At 38.0% G+C, this 23,251-nt stretch carries 25 protein-coding genes; 2 read left to right on the top strand and 23 right to left on the bottom strand.

Annotated features, from left to right (window positions below; genetic code table 11):
• Positions 1-301: 301 nt before the first annotated feature.
• The 8 genes from CLV94_RS02140 to CLV94_RS02105 form a co-directional block, all read right to left on the bottom strand.
• Complete coding sequence (locus CLV94_RS02140; protein WP_121374816.1) at positions 302-1,375, bottom strand: T9SS type A sorting domain-containing protein; 1,074 nt, start codon at positions 1,373-1,375, stop codon at positions 302-304.
• A 235-nt stretch (positions 1,376-1,610) separates the two neighbouring features.
• The gene (locus CLV94_RS02135) at positions 1,611-2,315 is read right to left on the bottom strand and encodes a hypothetical protein (RefSeq protein ID WP_121374815.1); all 705 of its coding nucleotides are present in this window, start codon (positions 2,313-2,315) and stop codon (positions 1,611-1,613) included.
• Positions 2,316-3,305: 990 nt separating this feature from the next.
• Positions 3,306-4,007, bottom strand: a complete 702-nt coding sequence (locus CLV94_RS02130) for a hypothetical protein (protein ID WP_147406557.1) — start codon at positions 4,005-4,007, stop codon at positions 3,306-3,308.
• 60 nt (positions 4,008-4,067) lie between these two features.
• A complete protein-coding gene (locus CLV94_RS02125; protein WP_121374813.1) occupies positions 4,068-5,264 on the bottom strand; it encodes an AAA family ATPase in 1,197 nt (398 codons plus the stop codon).
• A gap of 8 nt (positions 5,265-5,272) precedes the next feature.
• Positions 5,273-6,160, bottom strand: a complete 888-nt coding sequence (locus CLV94_RS02120) for a hypothetical protein (protein ID WP_245982422.1) — start codon at positions 6,158-6,160, stop codon at positions 5,273-5,275.
• A gap of 11 nt (positions 6,161-6,171) precedes the next feature.
• Positions 6,172-7,410 carry a hypothetical protein gene (locus tag CLV94_RS02115; protein WP_121374812.1) on the bottom strand — a complete coding sequence of 413 codons (1,239 nt, stop codon included), beginning with the start codon at positions 7,408-7,410 and terminating at the stop codon, positions 6,172-6,174.
• Positions 7,410-8,663, bottom strand: coding sequence for a hypothetical protein (locus CLV94_RS02110; protein WP_121374811.1), 1,254 nt, complete (start codon positions 8,661-8,663; stop codon positions 7,410-7,412). Before CLV94_RS02110 ends, CLV94_RS02115 begins: the two co-directional genes overlap by 1 nt.
• 23 nt (positions 8,664-8,686) lie before the next feature.
• Positions 8,687-9,097 carry a helix-turn-helix domain-containing protein gene (locus CLV94_RS02105; protein WP_121376202.1) on the bottom strand — a complete coding sequence of 137 codons (411 nt, stop codon included), beginning with the start codon at positions 9,095-9,097 and terminating at the stop codon, positions 8,687-8,689.
• Positions 9,098-9,236: 139 nt separating this feature from the next.
• On the opposite strand from CLV94_RS02105, the gene CLV94_RS02100 reads away from it, so the two are divergent.
• A complete protein-coding gene (locus tag CLV94_RS02100; protein ID WP_121374810.1) occupies positions 9,237-9,458 on the top strand; it encodes a SymE family type I addiction module toxin in 222 nt (73 codons plus the stop codon).
• Positions 9,459-9,535: 77 nt separating this feature from the next.
• Here the strand turns inward: CLV94_RS02100 and CLV94_RS02095 are convergent, their stop codons facing one another.
• The 13 genes from CLV94_RS02095 to CLV94_RS02035 all read right to left on the bottom strand — a co-directional run bounded on the left by CLV94_RS02095 (position 9,536) and on the right by CLV94_RS02035 (position 16,598).
• Positions 9,536-9,853, bottom strand: a complete 318-nt coding sequence (locus CLV94_RS02095; RefSeq protein ID WP_121374809.1) for a hypothetical protein — start codon at positions 9,851-9,853, stop codon at positions 9,536-9,538.
• Positions 9,854-10,021: 168 nt separating this feature from the next.
• Positions 10,022-10,777, bottom strand: a complete 756-nt coding sequence (locus tag CLV94_RS02090; protein WP_121376201.1) for an SDR family oxidoreductase — start codon at positions 10,775-10,777, stop codon at positions 10,022-10,024.
• A gap of 81 nt (positions 10,778-10,858) precedes the next feature.
• A complete protein-coding gene (locus tag CLV94_RS02085; protein WP_121374808.1) occupies positions 10,859-11,245 on the bottom strand; it encodes a helix-turn-helix domain-containing protein in 387 nt (128 codons plus the stop codon).
• Between the two features lie 237 nt (positions 11,246-11,482).
• Positions 11,483-11,842 carry a rhodanese-like domain-containing protein gene (locus tag CLV94_RS02080; protein ID WP_121374807.1) on the bottom strand — a complete coding sequence of 120 codons (360 nt, stop codon included), beginning with the start codon at positions 11,840-11,842 and terminating at the stop codon, positions 11,483-11,485.
• A complete protein-coding gene (locus CLV94_RS02075; protein ID WP_121374806.1) occupies positions 11,839-12,141 on the bottom strand; it encodes a DUF3817 domain-containing protein in 303 nt (100 codons plus the stop codon). Before CLV94_RS02075 ends, CLV94_RS02080 begins: the two co-directional genes overlap by 4 nt.
• A gap of 1 nt (position 12,142) precedes the next feature.
• Positions 12,143-12,601: a hypothetical protein gene (locus tag CLV94_RS02070; protein ID WP_121374805.1), complete on the bottom strand. Its 459-nt coding sequence runs from the start codon at positions 12,599-12,601 to the stop codon at positions 12,143-12,145.
• A gap of 81 nt (positions 12,602-12,682) precedes the next feature.
• On the bottom strand, positions 12,683-13,273 hold the full coding sequence (locus CLV94_RS02065; RefSeq protein WP_121374804.1) for a TetR/AcrR family transcriptional regulator: 591 nt from the start codon (positions 13,271-13,273) through the stop codon (positions 12,683-12,685).
• A gap of 75 nt (positions 13,274-13,348) precedes the next feature.
• Positions 13,349-13,600 carry a hypothetical protein gene (locus tag CLV94_RS02060; protein WP_121374803.1) on the bottom strand — a complete coding sequence of 84 codons (252 nt, stop codon included), beginning with the start codon at positions 13,598-13,600 and terminating at the stop codon, positions 13,349-13,351.
• A 107-nt stretch (positions 13,601-13,707) separates the two neighbouring features.
• A complete protein-coding gene (locus CLV94_RS02055) occupies positions 13,708-14,172 on the bottom strand; it encodes a hypothetical protein (RefSeq protein ID WP_121374802.1) in 465 nt (154 codons plus the stop codon).
• A 65-nt stretch (positions 14,173-14,237) separates the two neighbouring features.
• A complete protein-coding gene (locus tag CLV94_RS02050) occupies positions 14,238-15,119 on the bottom strand; it encodes a tetratricopeptide repeat protein (RefSeq protein WP_121374801.1) in 882 nt (293 codons plus the stop codon).
• Positions 15,120-15,227: 108 nt separating this feature from the next.
• Entirely contained in the window at positions 15,228-15,680 is a 453-nt protein-coding gene (locus CLV94_RS02045; protein WP_121374800.1) for a DUF1569 domain-containing protein, read from the bottom strand.
• Positions 15,664-16,098: a VOC family protein gene (locus tag CLV94_RS02040; protein WP_121374799.1), complete on the bottom strand. Its 435-nt coding sequence runs from the start codon at positions 16,096-16,098 to the stop codon at positions 15,664-15,666. Before CLV94_RS02040 ends, CLV94_RS02045 begins: the two co-directional genes overlap by 17 nt.
• Before the next feature lie 47 nt (positions 16,099-16,145).
• On the bottom strand, positions 16,146-16,598 hold the full coding sequence (locus CLV94_RS02035; RefSeq protein WP_121374798.1) for a helix-turn-helix transcriptional regulator: 453 nt from the start codon (positions 16,596-16,598) through the stop codon (positions 16,146-16,148).
• Between the two features lie 149 nt (positions 16,599-16,747).
• Here CLV94_RS02035 and CLV94_RS02030 point away from each other — a divergent pair, with 149 nt between their 5' ends.
• Positions 16,748-17,818, top strand: a complete 1,071-nt coding sequence (locus CLV94_RS02030; RefSeq protein ID WP_121374797.1) for a type I restriction endonuclease — start codon at positions 16,748-16,750, stop codon at positions 17,816-17,818.
• A gap of 50 nt (positions 17,819-17,868) precedes the next feature.
• Here the strand turns inward: CLV94_RS02030 and CLV94_RS02025 are convergent, their stop codons facing one another.
• Positions 17,869-20,271 (bottom strand): T9SS type B sorting domain-containing protein, encoded by a 2,403-nt coding sequence (locus tag CLV94_RS02025; protein WP_121374796.1) that lies wholly within the window; start codon positions 20,269-20,271, stop codon positions 17,869-17,871.
• A 198-nt stretch (positions 20,272-20,469) separates the two neighbouring features.
• Positions 20,470-23,241 (bottom strand): T9SS type B sorting domain-containing protein, encoded by a 2,772-nt coding sequence (locus CLV94_RS02020; RefSeq protein ID WP_121374795.1) that lies wholly within the window; start codon positions 23,239-23,241, stop codon positions 20,470-20,472.
• Positions 23,242-23,251: the final 10 nt, after the last annotated feature.

The following is a 23,251-nucleotide window of genomic DNA, read 5'->3' as shown; positions in this document are numbered from 1 at the left end:
TTTGATAACGGTATTTCAACCTGCTCCCAAAAAGGTTGAAGACTTTTTTAATTTCATCAGTGAAAACGGAAAAATCCCAAAAGATATAGTACCTGACGGATGGTAAAATTAGGAACAATGCCTAGCCGATTCATTTTGGAAGGAATGTTTTAGTATCAGGACAGTAAAATAGTTGCTAGAGACTTGAAAAGAATTTCTAGCAAAATAAAATCCCGCCAAAAGCGGGATTTTTTTAATATTGTTTTGCCTGTTCTGCTTGTTTATCAGATTGCTGAATCACAAAGAATACCGCAGGTTTTGATTAGTTCTTTACTATTTTTTTATAGGATGTCTTGCCTTCGGCTTCTATTTTTGCAATGTATATTCCGCTTGGCAAGGGCGCTATGTCAATTTGAGCGTTGTTGCTTTTGATGTCGATCTGTTTGCCTCTAACGTCTGTCAATCCTAAAAAGGTACAGTTTTCAAAGTTTACGATGTCTGACGAAGGCACTGGGTAGGCTTTGATTTTGCTAGCCTCTACATCATCGACAGAGAGCGCATTTACGCCTATTTTTATTACTTCATTTCCTTCAACGTCTGAAACATACAGCTTGTTGTCTGTATAAAGCATATCCCAGTTCATTGTTAATGGAGTTGTAACAAAGAGGGTATAGGTTCCATTAGTTGTGTTGACTCTATAGATCTCGCCAGAAGAACTTCCTATTGCTGCATAAATAATGTTATTTGTTTCTCCTTTAACTATTCCGCTTATGGAACTCAAACCAGTAGCAACAACAATTTTTGTTGGATTTGGCGTCACTAAGCTGTATTTGACTAGCTTGCCTTGCTCGCGTTCTGAAACAAAAAGATAATTGCCAATGACTGCCAATCCAACTGTTCCCGAGCCAATTAAGTCGCTTGCAATTACTTCGGGTTCTTGGCCGGGCATGTCGAGGTTAATTCTGAAAATGTTGTTTTTTGACCTTGCATAGAGGTATTGGTTATAGATTGTGAGGCCTGTTGGCAAATACATTTCTACTACATTTTCAACTACAGGATTGGGCTGGCTGACATCTATTCTTATGATTCGATTTGGATTGGGATGGTTGTATTCTGATGCATACAAATAATTACCTCTGAAACAAATGTCGGTAATTTTTCCTAGTCCGGATATAAATATTGACGGGGAAGTATTGGACTGGGAAAGATCTACTTTATAAATGATGTTCGCATTCATACCCGTTCCCGCATATAAAAAATTGTCGTGTATGGCTATTCCGGAAGGGTGTAGCGATTGACCTATACCTGTATTTGTACCTGCAAGTACGGTGGACATGGTTTGGGCCTCGGCGGCAGAAATCACTAAAAAAGAAAATAGGAGTAGTGTTTTTTTCATAGGGGGTATTTTGGTCGGGCTGCTTTTAAGCTGCGCTGGTTTGGTAGTGCTAACTTACAAAATTTTACTCATTACTCTGCATGGGGTGCGGTTCTTTTTTGCTCTATTTGCTTTAGAATAAAGCAATTGGTTTGTGGTGCTTAATCTTATAGCTGTTGTAATTCTTATCCAATAATTTCTGACAGGCGTGGGTTTGGGACAAAAAAAATCCCGCCAAAAGCGGGATTTATGGTTTTTATTTAGGCGTGTTATTATGGGTATTGATGGCTTTTGCGATCTTGGAGAAGCTGAAGAGGTCTTGGCGGGGCCTGTCGTCTTTATAAAATCGGGAGGCGATACGGGCGACTGCCATGACTTGTTCGTAGATGTCGTTAAAGGCTCTTACGGCTTCTTCGGTATTGATAGGACGGGCGCCCTTTTTGGTTTCCTGCACGGTGTCGAGGGCCTTGAGTTCTTCTCCCATAGCTGCCAAGGCATCGAGGTCTGCCGGCAGGATGCCATTGGCTGTCATTTGTGCCTTGAGGGCGGGCGTAAGGTTGGCCTTGAACTGAAAGAGCAGGTTGATGAGTGCTTCTTGGTCTTTTTGGCGTGCTTTTGCAAAATAGCTGGTGTAGCCCAGGGTGCGGAGCATCTCGGTTTTTTCTGCGGGGAAGTCTTCTTCTATCTGTACCTTGATTTCGGAGGCGAGCTTGTGGGCCTTGTCGCGGGCTTCGTAGATGGCAGCGGTCGAGATGCGGAGCTCTCGGGCATTGTCTGCCCCAAGGTAGTCTGCGGCTATTGTATCTATCCTGTTTTCGAGGTCTTCAAAATAGGTGCCGCTCCAGCTGGAACGTTTGGACTGCAGGAAGTTTTTTTGGCTGATGGCATTTTTGATGATTGTAGACGCCGTGATGATCATGTCTACGTCTTTTACGCTGTAGTTTCTAGTTAGTTTTTCCATACTATCTCAGTTTTTAAAAAATTACTTTTTCTTTTTTGGAGGGTTTGGATTTTGTCTAGTCTTTGTGTTTTTTGAAAAATTCGTCTGGTGTTAATCGGGTCGAATCATATTTTTCTATTGCGTTTGGTATGGCAAAGGCTAAGTAGATGGCGAGTAAAATCAAGACTATATAGAGTATTATTTTTTTTGTTTTCATGGTGTGTATCTTATTTATGTTATCTTAAAAAAGATGCGACGGAATTACATACTATTCATTGCCCAGAACCTTATTTCTTCCGCCGACATCTTAGTATCTAGTGGATGGCCTCCCTTGCTTCGCTAGATCTATTTATAAACTTTTGGCACTTGTGTGCTAGATTGCTGTCTTGTTATGTCTTCAAAAAGACGACGACGGAGCTATTGAGAAAATTTATGCCTTCAAAAATCTAAAAATGATACTCCGCCGCCTTCTTAAAAACTTGGAAGATGGGATTAATTATAGAACCAAGTTTTGTGATGCTAATTTTTTATTTTTTTTTGAGAAGTCCTAGCAAGAAGTAATAAGTGGTCGATTTTGGGCGTAAGTGGTCGTTTTTTTGGTGTAAGTGGGAAAACGGGAACCGTAAAAGGGGGTGTAAAATGCGATTTTGAAGTTATAAATGGACTCTTTTTGTGCCATTAATCGCAAGTTTTTTGATTGTGTGTGTGAAGTATGATGTTGGATTTTGATAAGGACCAAAATATGCCTCACAAAATAATCTAGAGACAGCATAGCCGAAAGCAGTATAATAAGTCGTGAAGCAACAAAAACTGCCAACTTTAAAAAAGGTTTCTTTAGGGCATACCGTCGGGTTTAGCTCTCCGCTACAAGTCCTCGCTTGTACCTTGCTGCGGGCTTGTCGCTTTTATCCCTTGCGTAAATTTTGTATAAAATAGAGTAGGAAGATAACCAAATGAAAAGCATCATATAGGTTTGAGTAGCAAAATTAGCAATGGAGCGTCTATTAGCTATTATTTTTTTAAGAAAGTAGTAGCATTCTCATAGTACAATGATTGATTTTTACTTTCTACAAAGTACTTTATAAAACCATTTATGGCATCATGAAACTCATTAATATTATAGTTATGAATTTCATTAAAGGATTGATCTTTATTTGCAAAAATGTTGTCTAGATCAACAATTTTGTAGTCAATCTCAGAAGATTTGGATTTGTTAGATGTTCCAAAAAAATATGAATCATAGTCAATATGAATACTATGTTCAGAAGCAACTTTCAATTTTTCTTTTGTACTTTTTATAAACTCATAGAAATTTGTAATTTCCTTTAATTTGTTTCTATACCTAAATTCTTCATATTCTGAAATTTTCTTATCTAGGGTTATTTTATTAAAACTTTGACTCAACTCATCTACTTTTTTTCTTGAATCGCTATATACACTGTTATGAGTTACGTATATGGTATCTTTTGAATAGTTTAGATCTTCTGTTTTTATTCCTAATTTTCCACAACAGCAGGTAACTTTTTCGACAATAACCAATGTGGGAAGTCCTAAATCATGAATGATTTTATAGTTATTAATATAGGAATTAATTTTTGTTTCTCCAATGTTCATTTTTGGAAAACGAATGATAAAAGCAGCAGATGTTTTTTCTTCAATCATTCTATAAATATCCCAGTTTCCACTACTATTTGATAATAATTCTAATTTCAATAAATTTTTATTTTAAAGATTATGTATACTTAATTTATAAATAATTGAGAACTTATTTTTTTAATCTGGTAATGTTTTTATTGATGTAGCTTTTGCAACTATATAATCAACAAATTTCTTTTTAATTTCGTTATTTAAATCTCGCATATTACTAAATTTATCAACATCTATCTGATGAACTAATTCTTCCTTTATTTCACTGGCTAATTGAGTAGGGAAATTTTTGTTGAACTTATGAATTATACTATTAATCCTAAACTCAACAAATTTTAGTTTATCTCTTGAATATAGTAAAGTGAAATATCCTTTATAATCAAATCTTGATCTAAGCTCTGGAGATATTATTTGTGTGAAATCTTCTTTACTTATATTTGAAGTAAAAATGATAATAAAACCATTTAAATCTATTTCTTCAGCTAAAGAAGAAACCATTTTTCCGTTTTCTAAAACATCCAAAAAATAATTAAATAATGTAGAATTGGATTTTTCAAATTCGTCAATCAATATTAACCCTGTATCAGAATCTTTTACTCTAATAAAAATTTCTCCTTCTTCACTTCCAATATATCCTCTAGGGCTTCCAATTAAAGAGTTTAAAGAATTATCACTACTATAATTTCCGAAATTTATTTTTGCAAGTTTCCTTTTTCCTCCTAAACACTTATGAAGTGCTCTAGCTACTTCCGTTTTTCCAACGCCGGAATCTCCCATTAAGAAGAGTGATAAAATTTTATGTTCTCCTATTTTATTGAATACCCTAAAGTTTCGTACTAGCTCAGTAAAATCATCTTTAAATTTTTCATGTCCATACAATTGCTTTGAAAATTCATTGGTAAACTCAATTATTTCCTCTTCGGTTAAATCTGTAATTTTTCGATGAACGAGTTTTTCATTATTATTTTCTGTGGTCACTAAGTGACTATCAGAGGATGTTTCTTCTTCTAAATATCCAATCTCATTGAACTCTTCAAAACAATATCTAAGTTCATGTGAAAACAGCTCTATGTGCTTTTTATCTGCTATAAATATGGTTTCATCAGAAAAGAAAAGGAAAATACGTTCAGCATTATATTGTAAATCATTAATACTTCCTAAAGAAGTGATATCTACAATTTGAGTGTATTCATTAACCTCTGAAATATCTTCAAAGTTTTGTAGATATTTTGTGAGGCTTATTATGTCATATCCTTCATCAGCTTTTGCTTTCTTGTAACGAGCAAATTGATTCTTGTCAAAAAAAAGTATTTCTTTTTTCATTATTAACTTTAAGAAGGAATATTTACGTTCTGAATAATTGCCAATAAATCTATGTAATGATATTCTTCATTGTTTCCATTCCTGGAGCTTGCAAAAATAAAATTCTGATTTTGTTCCTGTTCTGAATATTGGCTATCTTGAATTTCTTGATAGTCTGTATTATTGATTACATTAGCGTTTATGTTTTGAACTGATCCCAACTCTTGAAAAAATTCAAATGAGTTTCGAAGAGAGTCTAATTTAATCTTACCTTTATATAAGCCAACTAATGAAACTTTACCTATAAAAAGATCATCAACACTGTAGGAACTTTCAAATTCACTTTCAAAAGTTAGAGGTATTTTGACCAAAATTTCATCCTCAATACCTTCTATTTTCCCTTTCATTTTGTATGCATAATCTTTAAACATTGAGTTAAAAAGATTATTAATATCAAAACCATTTGCACCAGGAATATTCATACCCTTGAATGAACCACTATTAAATAGTTTTACGGTTCTTAATTCTGCTTCATTTTCTAAAGAAAGATATGCATTATCAATTTTTATAAGCTGTCCTTCTTGAACGTTCGAAAAGTCTTTAATTTGATGACTTTTGTCAATAATCTCACTTAAAATTATTGACTTGGTCGTTTTTATTTCAAACGTTTCTAGAACTTTTTGTGAATCAGATTTTGAAGTTTTTCTACCTGCTTCCGTGTCGACATTAAATATGCTTAAAAATTTGACACCGAGTTTGCCTCTATAATCTATCTCTTTTTCATTAGCACTATCAGATTGTAGTTCTCCTCCTAAGGTAATAACATTACTAAGCATCATTTTAATTTCATAGACCTTAGCAAAATTTATGTAGTAAATATTAAATATCATTTGTTCATTAATTAACTTTTCAATCATTTATTTTGCCTTTAATAAAGTTCCAACGTTTTACGTCTATATGATATTACAGCCTCAAAGCCAATCATTTTTTCGAAAAGTATTTTTTCAAATTTTTTCATTATTTCTTTGACAAGTTTTATTATTTCTTTCTTTAATAAAATATTATGAATAGTAAAATGGACTTCACTCTCTTTATTATGAACAATAGAATTTCTTAGTTTATAGATAGTATTTAATAGCGCATTGTAACAGTTATTCCTTTGTGTGATGTCAATTGTTTTAGTATTATTATACAAAAGCTTTTCAACCATTAGCTTAGAATTAGAATTTCCAGATAAAAAATTCATAAACCAATTTCCTAAATCAACTTCATTTGATTTAAATACTAAATTGAAATTATTTTTATCAAAATCATCAAATTTTGAAAGCCCGGTCATTTCTCGTAAGAATAAATTTTGGTTTGAATTATTTTCTTGGATTTTTACCAAAACAGCTCTAGTAATAAAATATTCTATTATTTGATATAGTTTTAAGTATTTAACCAAAAGATCACTAGAATGATGATACTCATCTATAACATCGCAGATTTCAAAAAATTGAGTAAAATCATTGGTAGAAGCTTCCAATAAGCCTAAAGTAGTAGAGTCATTGGTAAAAGAATGCATTACTTCACTTGGGAAAATTGTTTTATTTCCAGTTAAGAGATATTTTAAATAACATTTTGTATACAGCTTAGAAAATGAAATATTTGAAGAATATATAGCTAAGACAGTATTTTTTTCATTATTATTTATTTTATCTAAATATGTTTTAAAATCTGCTTGAGTTATACTTACACCACTTAAGTACAAAAATAATTCACGAATTTTTCTTTCTATTATTAATTTATCACTATCCGAAATTGGATAAATTGAGCTATTATTAAAATATTTAATAGGGATTATACTTCCTGATGTTGTATTACAAACAAAATTTCGTACTCGATGTTTAGTATCATTTCTTCTTGACAAATGAACTACTTCCATTTTTGTAATATTCGAATATGAAGATATGAGGTCAGTGAAAGTTACTGAATTATCTAAGATAAATCTTTCTGTTACATCTAAGATTACTTTCGCCGGATGACTATTATGGACTAAATCGTTTAAATTACTGAAAAAAGCTTCTAAAGTGTCTGTATCGTATGATAGTTCCATATCAACATCATAATGCCCTAAATAAATTGCAAGTTTTTTTAGAAACTCTTTAATTCCTCGTTCTATATCCATTATTTTTTCATTTCTTGATTAAATAATTGATTCCAACTTAAGGGCTCGTTTTCAAGTCTGTGATATACATATTTCATTATTACAGTCCTTATTAATGTTCCAATATTAACAGACCTACCCGTTACATTATCATATTGAGTATTAAATCCTTTGAGATTTAAATCAACAGTAATAACACTTTTTAGTTTATTAAAAGCATCTAATATTTCTTGTTCAATATTCTCAATTTTAGAATTATCAGATATTTTTAAGTATAGTCCAATACCAGCAAAAATTCCATTTAAAGTAGTGTCTTTTCCAAACCATATAGTTCCTTCTTTACCAACTTGTTTTTGAATCTCAATGTCAATATTGTAAAGTTCTAGTAATAGGTCTGTAATAAATTGAGCTTTAAAAATATTTTCAGCATATTGTAATGGACTATTGGTTTCATTTTCATTAAGCAGGTCATATTTGTAAATTAAATCGCTACTAATTCTCTGTGGTTTTGATAAAACCAATGACATCAAAGATGTTATTATGGATGAAAAAATATATTCACCTGGTTTTCTTTCGCCTTTTTTGACAATATTAAACTCAGTTTCTTTTTCACGAATAATTTTTACATTATTTACTTTCTTATCTATTGATTTCCATAGACTTAAGAATAAAATCTCAAATTGATGCTGAGTAGATACTGTTTTATGTCCGGCATTTAAAATCAACATTTTTCTAACCATTTCATATTCAGATAGGTTAGTCCAAATTGTAAAATAAAGTTGAAATCTTTTATACTTATCTTCAAAATCGATTTTGCTTTTTCCTTCTGGAAAATTATCTTTAAAGAACTTTGAATCAACTACACCTTGTTCAAAAAATTCGGGATGTGTAGTTTTAACTTTTAAAATCAAATCTTTTATATTGGTAAACTCTTCTTTTTTTATAAGAGTATATATTTTCCAAAATGCCCAAAGTCTATAAGTCCTTTGAAGCCCATCAAGAATATCTAATTTGCTATCATCAAGTACGATACTACCTGTATTTGTAAGTTTTATGCCGTCTTTGTAGGCAAGTGTAATGTTAGGTAGTGGCTCCTCAAGATCTATTGTAGTTAATAAATCATCTAAATATTTATTTTTGACTATTTTTCTCTGAACTTCGAAATTAAAATTTTCTTCACTAAGAGATTCAACATACTCAAAAAGATTTAATTCCGTAAGTAGCCAATATTTACCGTTAGAAAAATCTTTATGTCTTAAAATGGTAAAGTTCATATTTATAGATTCTGTTTTATATTTTATTTCCTCTCAATCAACCTCTCCAACTTCTCAATCATTTCCTTTTGCTGTTGAATCATACGCTCGTAAAGCTCAACCATTTTATCAAGTGGATTAAAATTAAAAGTAGGGTGGACGTTCATACCATTTGATTGGTCGTGTGTATTGAATGTATTTGAGATAATATTTACCGCCTGTTCCTCGTCAAAATTCTCAATGGCTTCCACTGGCAATTTTAAAATTTTAGCCACTTGTTCTAAAATATCCTTTTCTACGGATTCTTTTTGTTCCAGGAGAGAGATTTTCTTTTGGTTCCAGTCTTCACCCAATTCGTAGGCTAGGGCATCCTGCTTGATGCCGAGCATTTCGCGAAAGCGTTTGATGTTTCGGCCTTGGTGTATTTTTTTGTTTGGCATGTTGTTGTCTGTCATGATTGTATGTATAAAAATTTTGTTAAATATAAACAAATATTGTTTCTGAAATATTCTTTGCTTTAGAATAATGTATGCTTTTGCCCACTTGATTATGCTTTTGGGCTTTTGTTGCTTTGGCATATTAAATGATAACGATATGGAAAATTCTACACCAAACAGCAACAAAAATAAAAAAGGGAAAGAACGTTACCTTACGGTTTTTAGTAAAGGTTTTGCAAGGGCGTATCGACGCATCGCTTTTTTTCCGGAAATCAGGATTCAGGGGAAATGGCTCCAAGACTGCGGCTTTTATGAAGGCGACAGCGTGAAGGTGAGCGTAGGCAGGGGAAAGATTGTGATTAGGAAGGTTAAGAGTTAAGAGTTGAAAGTTGTAAAGTCGAAAGTCGAAAAGTTGATAATTGATAGTTGGAAGTTGATAGTTTGTGGTGAGTAATTTTAATTTGTTTGGAGTACTCTTTTATTTCCGCAGGCCGCACAAAAAGAAGCTAGAGGCGTGCGGTAGGGCTTGCTGCAGTTTTCGCAGGGTGGACCATATTGTTCGATGCGATGATGCATTATTGCATTTGGTTCTGTTTCTTCAAATCCCGTAAGGTTATTGTAGTAGTCGAGCATCGGCTTAAACCGTTCTTCTCTTGACTTGCCTGATTCTATTTTTTCGAAGCCTTGAGAATATAGCTTTGCTGCTATTGCATATTCTTCTTCATCGAGCATAGGTACTTCCATCTGGCAACGCCAACACCAAAGGTTTTTCATTTGTGTAATTTAATTTGTAGTAAAGCTAGGGAATTATTGTAAAAGTTGATAGTTGATAGTCGAAAGTTGAAAGTTGAAAGTTGAAAGTTGAAAGTTGAAAGTTGAAAGTGAAGGGATGTTTAATGATTTAATAAAAAAACCAGCAGTACTACTGCTGGTTTTTTGTTGCTATCTCGTAGTATATCCTCCGTTTGCAAAAATGGTCTGGCCTGTGATCCACCAGCCATCGCTTACTAGAAATTCGACTAATGGGGCTATGTCTTTAATGTCGGTCAGGCCGCCTAGGGCTGAGGCTGATTTGTGATAGGCTACTGCGTCTGGGGCTTCTTGTCCGTAAAAGAAAGGCGTGTCCATTGGGCCTGGGGCTACGGCTGTAACGGAAATGCCTCTCTGTCCGAATTCTTTTGATGCCATTCTGGTAAAATGCTCTACGGGAGCTTTGGCTCCGGCGTAGGTAGAGTACAGTCCGGTGTAGGCTGCCAATAACGAGGTGACAATGGTGCAGATCTTGCCGTTGTCGTTGAGCGTTCTGCCTGCTTCTTGGATAAAGAAATAGGCTACTTTTGAATTGATGTCGAACATGGTGTCGTATTCTTTTTCGGTAGTGTCTAAAAAAGGCTTTTTTAATACCATGCCTACGGTGTTTATGGCAATGTCGATACTGCCGAACTTGGCTTTGGTTGCTTCGAAAAGTTTTTTGATGTTTTCGACTTTTGTCAAATCGGCCTGAAACAAAAAGGCTTCGCCTCCTGCTTTTTGAATGGCTGCCAGTGTTTTTTCGGCATCTGCTTGGGTGCTGCTGCTATTGTAGTGTATGGCTACTTTTGCGCCTTTTTCGGCAAAACCGCGGCTTAATAGGCCTCCTAAGTTTTTAGCGCCTCCGGCAATTAAAACTACTTTTCCGTTTAGATCATTTCTTGTCATGGTCATTGATTGTTTTACGATTATTACTACTGTAAAGGAGCGGAAAATCGATGACTGAAATGTGGTGAACTTTTCGGAACTTTAGGTGTTGTTTGTTTTTTGCTTTTTTCTGAATGCGCCGGGTGTCTCTCCTGTAAACTTTTTGAAGAATTTAGAAAAATTAGAAGGGTCGTAGGTAAGCGCTAGTGCTATTTGCGCAATAGAGAGCTGCGGGTCTGCCATGAGCTGTTTTGCTTTTTCGATAATTTTTGTGTCGTAAAAATGACAGGGGTGGTGCTGTGTTTCTTTTTGGACACTGTCTGTGAGGTGCTTGTGTGAAACAGCCAATTCGCGCGCTATTTGGTTGAGTTCCATGAATTCGGAAACACGGCCACTGCTGACATCGTTTGTATGCTTGTCTATGAAATCGAAATAGCGCCTGGTTATTTCGGCACTTCTTTTTTGGTCGCTTTTTTGTTTATTGGCCATGTCGCATATTCTTTAGTAACTCACAAAAGTCGGCATCTGGATGCAGAGGGGCGTGGTGAACTTTTCGGAATAAAGATAGGCGGAGTACTATTAACAACAATGCCTCTTAAACTTTTATACTCCGCTCTTATCTTTATAATGTAGTATTATTCAAAGATGGCAATTATTTTTGCTATTCTATACCCTAAAACTGCAAAGAGGCTGTATGAGTGAGGATTAGCGGGGAGTAAAAAAGAATTAGTGTTTTTTAAGGCTTTGCTGCAGATCGTTCCAAGCGCCTCCGTTGTATACTTTTTTAAATCCTTTTTCTTTTAGGATGTTTTCGACCTTGACGCTGCGGAGTCCGTGGGAACATACGGTGATGTAGGTTTTTGAGGTATCGAGTTCTGTATAGCGGTGGCGGATTTCGCCTAAAGAAATGTTGAGGGCGCCTTGGATATGGCCCATCTCGAATTCTTTTTCTGTACGGACGTCGAGGATGATGGCTCCTTCTGAAATGAGCTGGCCTAGTCCTTTGTCTAGGGTGTAGATCTTGTAGATACGGTATCCGATATAGGCAAGCAAAAGGATGCCGATGATGAGGATTGCTTTTTTCATATTTTGCTTAAAATTTTTCGGTCGATATAAAAGGTTCCGAACGGAATGATACAGGCCAGCATGACCTTGTAGGTGGTTTGCCTGAACTTCCATTGCTGTTCGACTCCAACGCTCAGGGTGTTGAAGATAAAGAGCAGGAATAGGGCTCCGTGAAGCGGGCCCATAATTTTTGAGAGTGAAGGATCGCCGGCTGCATATTTAAGGGGTACGGCAAAGAAGAGGAGGACGAGGAGGGAAAGTCCTTCGATGTATCCGATGAGGCGGAGGCGTCCGATGGGTGTTTTTAAAAGTGTCTGCATATTATCTGAAATAGGGTCTGTTTGCGAAAGGGGAGAACGGCCAGGGTATGGCAATGAAAATGATGAGCAGGGCCAAGGCATACCAGATGAGCATCGTCTTGAATTTTTCGGGACTTGTGGCTTTTCTTTTTGCCAAGGAGGAACCGATGGTAATGATGATTATGGCAACTAGCATGAGCAGGCTGTGGATGATTCCGAAAAAAAGCAGGTCGAAGCTTTCTTTGGCGGTGCTGAAATTGTTGAGAAAGTATTTGATGATGGGACTGTGGAAGTATAGGGTCATGCCGACCATCAATTGTGTGTGGGCTATGGTGGCTGTCCAATGCCTAACGGCATTGTCTGTTTTTGTGAATGCTGCTTTGCGGAAATAGCCACTATAGGCTCTGTATAGTGAAACAATCAGGCTGACCAAAACAAGCCAGCGCAGTGTGGAATGGAGGAAGGTAAGGGCTTGATACATATCGAAAAACGACTATTTGTTTGTTACGGGAACAAAAGTAAATAAAAAACATACTAATTAGTATGTTTTTGGATAAAAAAATTATCGCAGTGTTTGGAGGTATTCTTTTAGCTGTTTTAAAAACACGAGGTAGACGGTTTTGCTGTTGCTTAATTTGCCTATGTTTCGGATGCCCCAGTAGCCTGACATGATAAAGATGGCGACTTGGTCTGCTTTTACGTCTGGGCGAATGTTTTTGTCTTTTTTGCCGTTTTCGATGCAGGCAATGATGGCGTCTTTCCATGCTGCGGAAAGGTCGTTTAGTGCTTTTGTGAAATCGGTATTCCAAGGAGCCATTTCTTGTGTGAAATTGGCCGCGGGACAGCCGTATTCTACTTTGAGGAATTCGTTGTCCATGAGTATCTCCTGCATCATGTCGTAGATAATCTGAACAGGATCGCCGCCGGACGCAAGGGGCTTGAGGAATGTGGCCTCGAACGTAGGCTTTAATAGTTCGTTGATGATAGCAATGCCCATCTCGTCTTTGTTCTTGAAATGGTAATAGAAGGCTCCTTTTGTGACATGAGTAGTGGCCAAAATCTCGTCGATACTGGTAGTCAGGTAGCCTTTGCTGTAAATCAGTTCAAAGGCTTTCTGGAGGATATTCAGCCGAGTGATTGCCGCTTTTTTCATGTGGGTTGGTCTTCTTTTAAACAAAGAAAGAGATAATTTGTAATTCCTGCAAACGATGTCTTGGCAGTGCAGGGATTATTTCTCTACATATCTTGCGCTTTTTCCGCTCGGAATTGCTTTGATATGGAGTACTTTGTCTCCTGCAAGCCATCGGCTTTCAAGCTTTTCGATTCTAGCTATTGCAGTATCGTTCTTGAAAATGGTGTCGTTTTTTATTTGGATGGACTTGTTTTTGAAATCGATAATATCACCTATGTAAAATCCTCCGGCATGTTTCCAGAATCCTTCTTTTAGTTTGTCGTTCGTGTTGCTGCAGGATAGTGTCAAAGCGATGGGGGTTAAAATAAGGAATATACTAAACCTTTTTATATGTCTCATGGCTTCTTTACATTGATTTTGTATTGTGCTCATTTATTGTTTTGGCAGCCAATATTTTATTCCTTGACATCGAAAATCATAAGACCTGGAATTTCAATTGTCTTTTTATTATATGGTATTTTTACTAAAAGTTTTAATTCTTTATCGTCAATGGATTTTGGAGTAAAATTGTAGTCAAATCTAGTACTAGTGTTACTGCCTATTTTTATTTGTTTATCGCCTTCAAGTTTATAGATATCGTATTTGGGTAATTTTTTATCAAAAGTTTGAAATAGCATAACTATATTATTGTTTTTGCCGACTTTTAAAAAAGGTTTGTCTGGAACACCAACTAATGTCTGCGAGTATAAAAAATTTTCTTCATATTCAGATAATGAATCTCTTAAAATCTTATTTTGCCTTTGAAGTTCAGAAATCTTACGTGATAAATGATTTATTTCCTCCGTTTTGGTAATAGCGTCAGGGTTTTTACATCCTATGGTTGTTAAGAATAAAATAATAATAATTCCTGTTAGTCTCATGGTTTTTGGTTAGGTTTTGTTACAGAACAAGTTAGCATCACCTCAAAAATACAATTTAATAAAGGTTATTTATTCTCTTCTATTATTTTTCTAGCATTGTCATTTTGAGGATTGAGTGCTAATGATTTTTTATAGGCTTTTAGAGCTTCTTTCTTTTGGCCAAGCTTCATCAGGCATTCGCCGTAACTGTCAAAAGTATTGAAGCCGTTTGGATAGAGTTTTGTGTTTAGCTTGAAGATTTTTAGGGCGTCTTCGTTTTTATTGGCATTCAGCAGGCTATAGCCAAAATTATTGATTTCTTCTTCGCTACTGTTGTATTCGGATTCGGTTCCTTTTTTGAATTCTTGCTCGATAAACTTGATGATCTTGTCAATAGAATTGTTGCTTTCATAGTAGGAAGAAACCGATTTTAGGTTCATGAATCTTTCTTTTTTTACTTGCTCGGCAAGGGATTCTACGCTGTAATAGCTGCGGTCTTCGTCGGTTACTTTTGTGGTATCGATTTTGTATCGCGCCCATTTGTTGTTTGTGGCTTGGTTTTTTACGAACTGGGTTCCGTAAATCTGGGGCTGTCCTCTTCGCATCAGGTCTCTGTCGACTGCTGCGGCATACCACCATTTGTTGAGGGTTGCATCGAGTTCTATGGCTTTTTTGAAGCTTTGTACTGCTATTCGCGAATCGATGGTGTCGTTGCCGTGTTGGAAGACGATTCCGGAATTGAAGTGGTCTTTGGCGGTCTTGACTTTGTCTTCTTTTATCAGTTCGAAAATCCTCACGCGCCTAAGGCTGTCTTCTTTGTTGAGGATCATCCAGTTGATGTCTGAAGCCATTCTTGCACTTTGGTCGTCGTCGGCCATTTTCTGCAATTCGGGATTGTCTGTCTGTGAAAATGCTTGCAATGTGAAAAGCAGCAATAAGAGGATTTGAAAAGGGATTCTTTTTTTCATGTGTTTGATTGATGATTTTTTTAAAGATAAAAATATTTCCTTAAAGGATGACAAACTTGTATAATTGGAACAAGGGTATTTTTTAACACATGGAAACAAGCTGTTGCCCTAAACGCTAAACTGCCGTAGGTGGTGGTCGTTGTGTTTGTAGGCGAATATGCCGATTTCTTCTTTTGTCATTTTGCCGAAAAAGTCATGGACGAAGTCAGGATTGGAGAAGTGTCCGTAGCCTGCAATCTGTTCTGCCCAGATGTTTTTTTGAGCTTTTAGGTCGCCTTCTTTTTCTTTTACTGTAAATGCTGTTCCGGCGGGCATCTTTTTGCCTAAAGGACGGTCGTCTTTGGTATTGCTCTTAAGAGCCATCTTGCCAAATATCTTGCCTAGAAATTCTTGCTTATAGACATGATTCTCCTTGCCTAAAACCCACTCGTTCCATATCGTGCAGTGCTTGGCCATTTGATAGGCGTTCATTTTTCCCCATTGTCTTGTGCTTTTTTCATCGAGGGAATTGATCCTGTTGATCAATTCCTCTCGTGCTGCTGGATCAAATATTGTTTTCATTGTCGAAATTGTTAAGCGGCTGTAATGAAAAATAGTTGCCGGAATCGTCTTTGAACAAGGCTTCTGTGCCATAAAATTCTTTTGTGGGCGGCTTTATGAATTCTACGCCTTTTGATTTTAGTTCTTCATAGGTGGCAAAGATGTCGTTGCAGGTTAATACTCCACAGCCGAATATTCCTCTTTTGATCAGGTCGATTAATGTTTCTGCGACTTCTTTAGGAAACATCTTGCTTACGGTAACGGGGAAGAGGACTAATTGCAGATCGGGCTGTTCTGGTGGAGAAACGGTGAGCCATCGGGTTTCGGGTCCCATTGGAATATCGTCTACGAGCTTGAAGCCTAATTTGTTGATGTAGAAGTCATAGGCGCTGTCTTGGTCTAGGACATGGATGTTGGTAATGGTCATTTTTGTAATCATGGCTTTTCTTTTTTAATGTTGAACACATTACAAAGATGGGCAATGATTTATTTTTCGGCTTCTTCAAAATTGCTATTTTCTTTCCAGCCGTGCATATAGGCATAGCAGCCGGGTACAAAGGCCAAAGGCGTCTGCTGTATCTGGGATTGTCTTTCTTTATGACTATCGAGGTATTGGGAGGGTGTCTTGCCGACGAGTTTGGTAAAGAGGCCGCTAAAGGTACTTGGACTTTCAAAACCTACTAAGGAACAGGCTTCGGTTACGGGCTTGCCCTGCTGTAGAAATTGCTGGGCTTTTTCGATGCGTACGCTCGTGAGGTATTGGTGGGGCGTCTTTCCGTAGATGGATTTGAACAGCCGTATGAAATGGAATTTAGAAAAATAAGCTTCGTCTGAGATATTGTTGAGGTCGATTTTTTCAGCATAGCATTTATCAATGAAGACTTTTGCCTGAACAATCCTGCGGTAGAGGTAGATCTTTGGATATTGGTCTGCTGTCATCGTGTTGTCTTCTACAGTTTTGAATTATAAATTTAAATTATTATTTAATTTTTTTAGCGCTTTTTAGCATTTATTCGAGAAATGAGGAAAACCGTAAAAAAGTGGTAATCAATAGTTATATGTTTGGTACAAACAAACTTATTGATATTATGGATTTTAAAGATCAAATTAGAATACTTGGAGAAAGAGTTTTAAAATTAAAGAGTCAGGTAAATACTGAGGAAGCGACCAAAAATGCTTTTATTATGCCTTTTATTAAAGAATTGGGGTATGATGTTTTTAATCCGTTTGAAGTGACTCCAGAATTAGTAGCCGACATAGGCATCAAACAGGGAGAGAAAATTGATTATGCAATCATGCAAGATGGAGAACCTATTATTTTGATTGAATGCAAACATCATGCTTCCCCTTTAAACGTGAACAATGCTTCTCAACTGTTTCGTTATTTTCATACAACGAAAGCAAAATTTTCTATTTTAACTAATGGTATTGAATACAAGTTCTACACTGATTTGGTAGAGACGAATAAGATGGATGAAAAACCATTTTTTGCTTTCAATATTACTGATATAAAGGATAATCAAATAGAAGAATTGAAAAAGTTTCATAAGGCATATTATGATTTTGAAAACATAGTAACCACAGCCAGTGATTTGAAATATACTTTTGAATTAAAGAAACTTATTAATTCAGAATTTACCAATCCAAGCCCAGAATTTGTAAAACATTTTGCTAAACAAGTTTATCCAAGTGTTATTACAGCCAAAGTATTGGAACAGTTTACCAATCTTACTAAGAAGTCATTGCAACAGTATATCAGCGATATGATTACGGATCGTTTAAAATCTGCCTTGACTAAAGAAGATGAAGTGACAAAAGAGCAAGAAGCAGAATTAAATTCTGAGATAACAAAAGAAGAGGCTAACAAAGTAGAAACTACTCAAGAAGAACTTGAAGCTTTTATGATTGTAAAAACTATTTTGAGACAAAAAATACCTATAACTAGAATTGCATATAGAGATGCCCAATCTTATTTTGCAATACTCCTAGATGATAATAATCGTAAAACAATATGTAGGCTATATTTGGCAGGAGCTAAGAAATATTTTGTCCTACTTGATGAACAGAAAAAGGAAATTCGTCATGAGATTGTTTCAATTGATGATATTTTTGGCTTTGCAGATTCTTTACTTAAGGTTGTTGACTGGTATGAGAAATAGTCAACATAATTATATATAAAAAGAGCCATGATAATTCATGGCTCTTTTTATTATCGCAACAAACTAAAATGCCCTCGAATGGTCCTGCCGCTTTCTAGTTTGACTAAGTACCAATAATCATTGGCTGGCAAAGGGCGTCCGTTGTAATTTCCGTCCCAGCCTGTGCCTTTAGGATCGATATCTGCAAGTAGCTTTCCGAAGCGGTCAAAGATATAGATTTTTGAGCTGGCGAAAAATAGCGGGTTGATGCCGATAATATCCCAAGTGTCGTTAGCGCCATCTGCGTTAGGCGTAAAAAAAGCAGGAATCTTTAGCACGGATATTTTTTGGGATACGATGCCGCAGCCATGGGTATCATAGACATAGACGGTATGGACTCCTGCGGCTACGTTTTCAAAATGATTGGAATCTTGAAACGGGCCGTTCGGCAGGTCAAGGCTGTATTGGTAGCTGCCAATGCTGGCAGGGTCTAGGAGAACGGTTACGGTATTGTTTTGTGCCAAATCTACAATTACGACTTCGGCTATCGTGGCATTGTTAGACGGGGAGACAGTTATGGTTCTGGTCTGGAGGCATCCGTTGGCGTTCGTGACTTTTACAATATAGGTTCCTACTTCGTTTACGCGGATGGTGCGAGTTGTCTGTACGGGCGTAGTCGACCATTCGTAAGTATAATTCGTCGGATTGCCTTGCAGCAGTCCTGCATCGAGGGTAATATAACGGTTGGGCAAGTTGGTGCAGACATAACCGGTGTCTTGTACTTCAATCTGTGGGAGGCGGTTTACTGTTAGCTGGATTGGGGCTATTACGGAACAGCTATTGGCTTCTTCAACACGTACATAGATAGTCGCGTTATAAGGCGTAGCATTCGGATAGTTGGCGGTATTTGTAATTTCGTTTTGCTCTAGCAAAGCATCGTTTAGGTTGGCGTAAAAATGGGCTGTTTCAGTCGGTGCTAGGACAAGGTCTGTGGTACTTAGGTCAAACGGCATGATGCCGGTTTCGGCGGTGTCGCATTGCGGTGCGATGGTCACAGTCCTGTTGATTACGTTTACGTTAAGGTCTAGGGTGCTCCTACTGGAACATCCGGTCGTAAGGTCGGTAATCTTTACATCGATGGTTTCAGGGTTTGAAGTATTGGTATAGGCTGTCGGTAACAGAATGTTGCTCTTAAAAAACTCTACGCCCAAGTTGGGGTCTCCGCCCGTAAGGGAAGGAATGGATTCATTGAGGTTGAATAAAGTAAGTCCGTCTGGAGTAAGCCCCGAATCGCACTGTACCAAAGTGGCTGTCGTTTTTGCTGGTAAGGGATTAACGACGAGCTTGATTTCTTTTATCTTGAAACATCCGTCTGAATTAGTGACTTTGATAAAGGCGTTTTCTTCATTCGGAGTCATATTGTAATGTGTGGCTCCGTAAGCTGCAGTATTATTCATAGCATCTCCAAAAGTGGGGTAGTAGCCTACGGTAATTCCAGATTGGTTGGTGCCTGATAGAATACCAATGGTAACATCGCTCATGTTAAAGGTGGCCTGGCCATTCTGGTCGTCGCCGTCGATATTGTCGTCACAGATTGCAAATTGGTCGTTTGGGATATCGACTGAGTTGATTACTTCTATAGAAAATTCGGCAGTCGAAAAGCATCCGGTAATAGTATTGGTGATTCGTGCAAAAATAGGCTGTGGGTTTATAGTATTCGGGAAGCTGCCTGATGGTGTTATAGCATTTTCTCCCGTCAGCACATCATTGGTGTTGAGGTGATAGGTAACGGCTACCGAGGTCTGGCTGCCGATAATGGTGCTGGTGTTTTGCTCGAGGTCAAAAGTGGTACTGTTGTCGATAAAGCCGTCGTTGTCGCAATTTGTAATATTGAGTGCCGTGCCTGTTGGATTCTGGAATGTAGGTGGCTGGTTGAAGGTAGCCGTCCCCGTCCACGTGAGCGAAAAATTGCTCGAGCCTACCGGCCTGTCGATGACTAAAAAGTAGCTTTCGCCATTGTTGACGGTGAGCCATTGCACGAAGCTGTTTCCGTCTGCCCCCGGGCCTTCGGAAGTATCGGTTTCGTCTTGGTTCAGGCCTGTAAGATTGTCTGAAGCATTTGCCGCTATTGGGTTGGTGGTCGAACAGCGGATAGCTTGCCCTAAGTTAGTACAGTCGGCATTGGGTCCGAATATAAAAAAGTCGAAATCGACATCTATATCGCTGCTTTCAGGAGTAAGTGTAAATCCGAGCGTACCGCCCGTGTCTATAGAGAGCATAAGCCAAATACTGTTGTTTTCTTGGCTGCTGCAGTTGTTGAATCCGAGTTCTTGAATGCCAATTCCTGTTGCGCTCAATCCTTCAAATCCAGTATTTCCGCATACAATGATGGCATTGGTGCAGTCATTCTGCGAAAAAGTCTTGGTGATTGTAAAAAAAAGGAGGAGGGCAATGAGGGATTTTTTTAAAGTCATTCGTTACGTATGTTTGCTCAAATTTATTATATTTTTAGTATTTGAAATTTAATTCCTTCTGAAAATTAAGAGTTTCAATCGTTTTAATCCGCTAAAAATTAGTTTTTTAATAGCAGTAAGGCAATATCTAAATAGCAAATGGCTATTGTGAATGAGGATTCGATAGATTTGACTTGCTAGTAGCTAGGATATGGGCTATTATCTTTTTAGCGAAAAATGACCTCTTACGGTTCTTTCGTTGTTCAAAATAACAAGATACCAATAATCTGTCGCGATAGCGGGATGATTGTTGTAGATTCCGTCCCATCCAGCGCCTCTAGGATCTACATCGGACAGAAGCTTTCCGAAACGGTCAAAAACATAAATTTTTGCATCGGAATAGAATATGGAATTGATTCCGATGATGTTCCAAGTGTCGTTATAGCCGTCGCCGTTCGGGGTGAAATAATTAGGTATCTGCAAGACAGAAATGTCTTTTTTCACGATGCCGCAGCCATGAATGTCATAGATATAGACTGTATGAAATCCAGGCGAGACATTTTCGAAATGGTTCGAGTCTTGAAAAGGTCCGCCCGGTAAGTCGAGGCTGTATTGGTAGCTTCCGATACTTTCCGGCGCCAACAGCACAGTAACCGTATTGTTAGCAACAAGATCGACGATGACAATTTTTTGGATGGTGGCATTATTAGAAGGCAATACGGTCAGGGTGCGGATTTTTGAGCATCCATGGATATTGGTTACCTTGACGGTATAGGTTCCAGCTTGATTGACTTGTATGGTCGAAGTGTGCTCTCCGGTAGACCATTCATACGTATAGTCGGAAGGAATTCCTTGCAATAAGCCAGGTGTAAGTGTCGTGTAGCGGTTCGGCAGGTTCGTACATACATAATAGGTGTCCTCGGTCTTGAGCTGTGGCAGCGGATTGACGATGAGGCTGATGGGATAGATGCCCCAGCATTGGTTGTTGTCTTCAACTCTTGCATAGATTGTCTGCTGGTGAGGAACTGTGTTGGTATAGTTTTCGGCTATGGGATGCTGCTCTAACAGCGCATCGTCAATATTGGCATAATATAGCGTAGTTGCAGTCGGAGGGAGTCCTGATATCTGGGCATCGGTTAGGGTGAAGTCGGATATTCCGTCTTCGCTATTCAGCTCGTCGCATTTTTTAATTTGCAATGGGGTGTTGGCCATTGCGTTTACAGAGAGGTCGAGCGTAGTAGTGGAAAAGCAGCCCGTAGTGTTGTCGGTTACTCTGACGAAAAGTTGTTGCGGATTGGCTGCGTTTGGATAGTTTATTGGCAAAGCATTCGTGTCGTTGATGGCTTCTGGCAACGAGCGAAAGAAAGTAAGACTCAGATTGGGGTCGTTTCCTATGATGGACTGTGTGGCTTCTGACAGCTTAAACGGAATATTGGTGTCGGCTGCTGTAGGGCTGCATTGCACGAGGGTTGCAGGCGTGGCTACGGGCAGGGCATTAATCTGGAGATTTTTGGTGCTTCTGATGGTTGTTCCTTCAACGACTACGGTTGCTGTGACGGTATAGGTGCCTGGGCCAGGAAAGACATGGGAAGGCAATAGAGAATTGCTGAAGACACTGCCGTCGCCAAAATTCCAAATGGCGCTTTGCACAAATCCGTTGGCGCTTATCTCAAAGGTAGTAGCCTGTCCGGCGCATAGGTTTTTTGCAATAATATTGGTGTTGAAGACGGAGGTGATGAACGGAGGCAGTCCAAAGCGGGATGTACCTGCTCCTAGATTGACTGCGGCATTTTGATAACCGCAGGCAGAGCCGTCTAGTTCGGGATTGTTGATGGCATCGAGGAAGCCATCGTCTAGTCCGGTATTGATGTTGGCCTTGTAGATTTTTTTGTCGGGACCGAGCTGCAATGAGGAATAGCTGCGGCTTGAAATGAGCTGTCCTGAATTGGGTATCGACGGTGCTTCGAGATTGAATTGTACGACACCACTTTCTGTAGAGACGTAGAGCTTTTTGGTTTCGGCAGAAAATTCAACTCCGTAGCAGCCGCTGTCTGTTATTATGGCTTGGCCATTTGATACAATTCCAGTACTGTTGTCAAAGTCATAGAGATACATAGCTCCTCCTGAAGAAGTTCCGCCCGCGATCTGTCCGTTCTGAACGTGGGCGATGGCAATCTTTTTTCCGTTTGGAGAAACTTTGATCTGTCCGATGGCATTTCTTCTATAACCAGAAACGGGAACTACAGGATTCAGCTGCGAAATTACGGGCGTGGTACTTACGCCGCTCGGATCAATCTTGAAGGCGTAGAATTTGTCTATAAAATGGGTTATGACCCAATAGCCGCCGCCATTGCGAATTCTGACGGCCGTAATTTTTTCGGAGCATTTGTATTTGATTTCTTCTCCTGCTGGGTCGGGATTATAAGTAACGAGATGGGTGTTGCGAACGGTTATGTTGCCGATGCTTCCGTTGGCTCCTGTAATAGACATATCGACTACAGAATAATTGAGTCCGTTGTTGAAGCCATCGTCTGCTGCGGGAACGCGCCCTCCGCCTCCGTCATAGTCTCCTAAAAATGGGTTGGGATAGACCGATGCGTTTTGATGGTGCGGTTCATCAACCGTAAAAATATAATAGAGGTTTGGATTGGCGGGGTTCGGTACGATTATTCCAGACTGTGTGCTGGAAGGGTCGCCTAGCAGTCCTGTTCCCGCATTATAGTTTCCGTTGGGCATGATGATATGGTTCCTGTCCCAAACGGTTCTTCCGTCGGTATATAAGAGAAGATTGCCGTTAGCATCTGAGAAAGAGCTGCATCCTTCGTCGGTAACGATTCGAATAGGATTCGGGAAGTTGGAAAGCGTGGTTATCGTATTGTCGCTATTGAACTTAATGCCAGCCCTGTTGCCAAAAAACCAATTGGAGGCTTCTCCTTGCGAGAAGGATTGTAGGGACAAGCATAGAAAAAAGACAAGTAGTTTTATTCTCATAACGAGCCGA

Source organism: Flavobacterium endophyticum (genome assembly GCF_003634455.1).
GTDB classification, from domain to species: domain Bacteria; phylum Bacteroidota; class Bacteroidia; order Flavobacteriales; family Flavobacteriaceae; genus Flavobacterium; species Flavobacterium endophyticum.
Note: the sequence above shows the minus strand (reverse complement) of the source record. Positions and strands in the feature narration are given on the sequence as shown.

Excerpts from the sequence above, each read along its gene's own strand:
- CLV94_RS02140 (WP_121374816.1), bottom strand. The coding sequence starts at position 1,375 with ATGAAAAAAACACTACTCCTATTTTCTTTTTTAGTGATTTCTGCCGCC.
- CLV94_RS02135 (WP_121374815.1), bottom strand. The coding sequence starts at position 2,315 with ATGGAAAAACTAACTAGAAACTACAGCGTAAAAGACGTAGACATGATC.
- CLV94_RS02125 (WP_121374813.1), bottom strand. The coding sequence starts at position 5,264 with ATGAAAAAAGAAATACTTTTTTTTGACAAGAATCAATTTGCTCGTTAC.
- CLV94_RS02120 (WP_245982422.1), bottom strand. The coding sequence starts at position 6,160 with ATGATTGAAAAGTTAATTAATGAACAAATGATATTTAATATTTACTAC.
- CLV94_RS02115 (WP_121374812.1), bottom strand. The coding sequence starts at position 7,410 with ATGGATATAGAACGAGGAATTAAAGAGTTTCTAAAAAAACTTGCAATT.
- CLV94_RS02110 (WP_121374811.1), bottom strand. The coding sequence starts at position 8,663 with ATGAACTTTACCATTTTAAGACATAAAGATTTTTCTAACGGTAAATAT.
- CLV94_RS02105 (WP_121376202.1), bottom strand. The coding sequence starts at position 9,097 with ATGACAGACAACAACATGCCAAACAAAAAAATACACCAAGGCCGAAAC.
- CLV94_RS02100 (WP_121374810.1), top strand. The coding sequence starts at position 9,237 with ATGGAAAATTCTACACCAAACAGCAACAAAAATAAAAAAGGGAAAGAA.
- CLV94_RS02095 (WP_121374809.1), bottom strand. The coding sequence starts at position 9,853 with ATGAAAAACCTTTGGTGTTGGCGTTGCCAGATGGAAGTACCTATGCTC.
- CLV94_RS02090 (WP_121376201.1), bottom strand. The coding sequence starts at position 10,777 with ATGACAAGAAATGATCTAAACGGAAAAGTAGTTTTAATTGCCGGAGGC.
- CLV94_RS02085 (WP_121374808.1), bottom strand. The coding sequence starts at position 11,245 with ATGGCCAATAAACAAAAAAGCGACCAAAAAAGAAGTGCCGAAATAACC.
- CLV94_RS02080 (WP_121374807.1), bottom strand. The coding sequence starts at position 11,842 with ATGAAAAAAGCAATCCTCATCATCGGCATCCTTTTGCTTGCCTATATC.
- CLV94_RS02075 (WP_121374806.1), bottom strand. The coding sequence starts at position 12,141 with ATGCAGACACTTTTAAAAACACCCATCGGACGCCTCCGCCTCATCGGA.
- CLV94_RS02070 (WP_121374805.1), bottom strand. The coding sequence starts at position 12,601 with ATGTATCAAGCCCTTACCTTCCTCCATTCCACACTGCGCTGGCTTGTT.
- CLV94_RS02065 (WP_121374804.1), bottom strand. The coding sequence starts at position 13,273 with ATGAAAAAAGCGGCAATCACTCGGCTGAATATCCTCCAGAAAGCCTTT.
- CLV94_RS02055 (WP_121374802.1), bottom strand. The coding sequence starts at position 14,172 with ATGAGACTAACAGGAATTATTATTATTTTATTCTTAACAACCATAGGA.
- CLV94_RS02050 (WP_121374801.1), bottom strand. The coding sequence starts at position 15,119 with ATGAAAAAAAGAATCCCTTTTCAAATCCTCTTATTGCTGCTTTTCACA.
- CLV94_RS02045 (WP_121374800.1), bottom strand. The coding sequence starts at position 15,680 with ATGAAAACAATATTTGATCCAGCAGCACGAGAGGAATTGATCAACAGG.
- CLV94_RS02040 (WP_121374799.1), bottom strand. The coding sequence starts at position 16,098 with ATGATTACAAAAATGACCATTACCAACATCCATGTCCTAGACCAAGAC.
- CLV94_RS02035 (WP_121374798.1), bottom strand. The coding sequence starts at position 16,598 with ATGACAGCAGACCAATATCCAAAGATCTACCTCTACCGCAGGATTGTT.
- CLV94_RS02030 (WP_121374797.1), top strand. The coding sequence starts at position 16,748 with ATGGATTTTAAAGATCAAATTAGAATACTTGGAGAAAGAGTTTTAAAA.
- CLV94_RS02025 (WP_121374796.1), bottom strand. The coding sequence starts at position 20,271 with ATGACTTTAAAAAAATCCCTCATTGCCCTCCTCCTTTTTTTTACAATC.
- CLV94_RS02020 (WP_121374795.1), bottom strand. The coding sequence starts at position 23,241 with ATGAGAATAAAACTACTTGTCTTTTTTCTATGCTTGTCCCTACAATCC.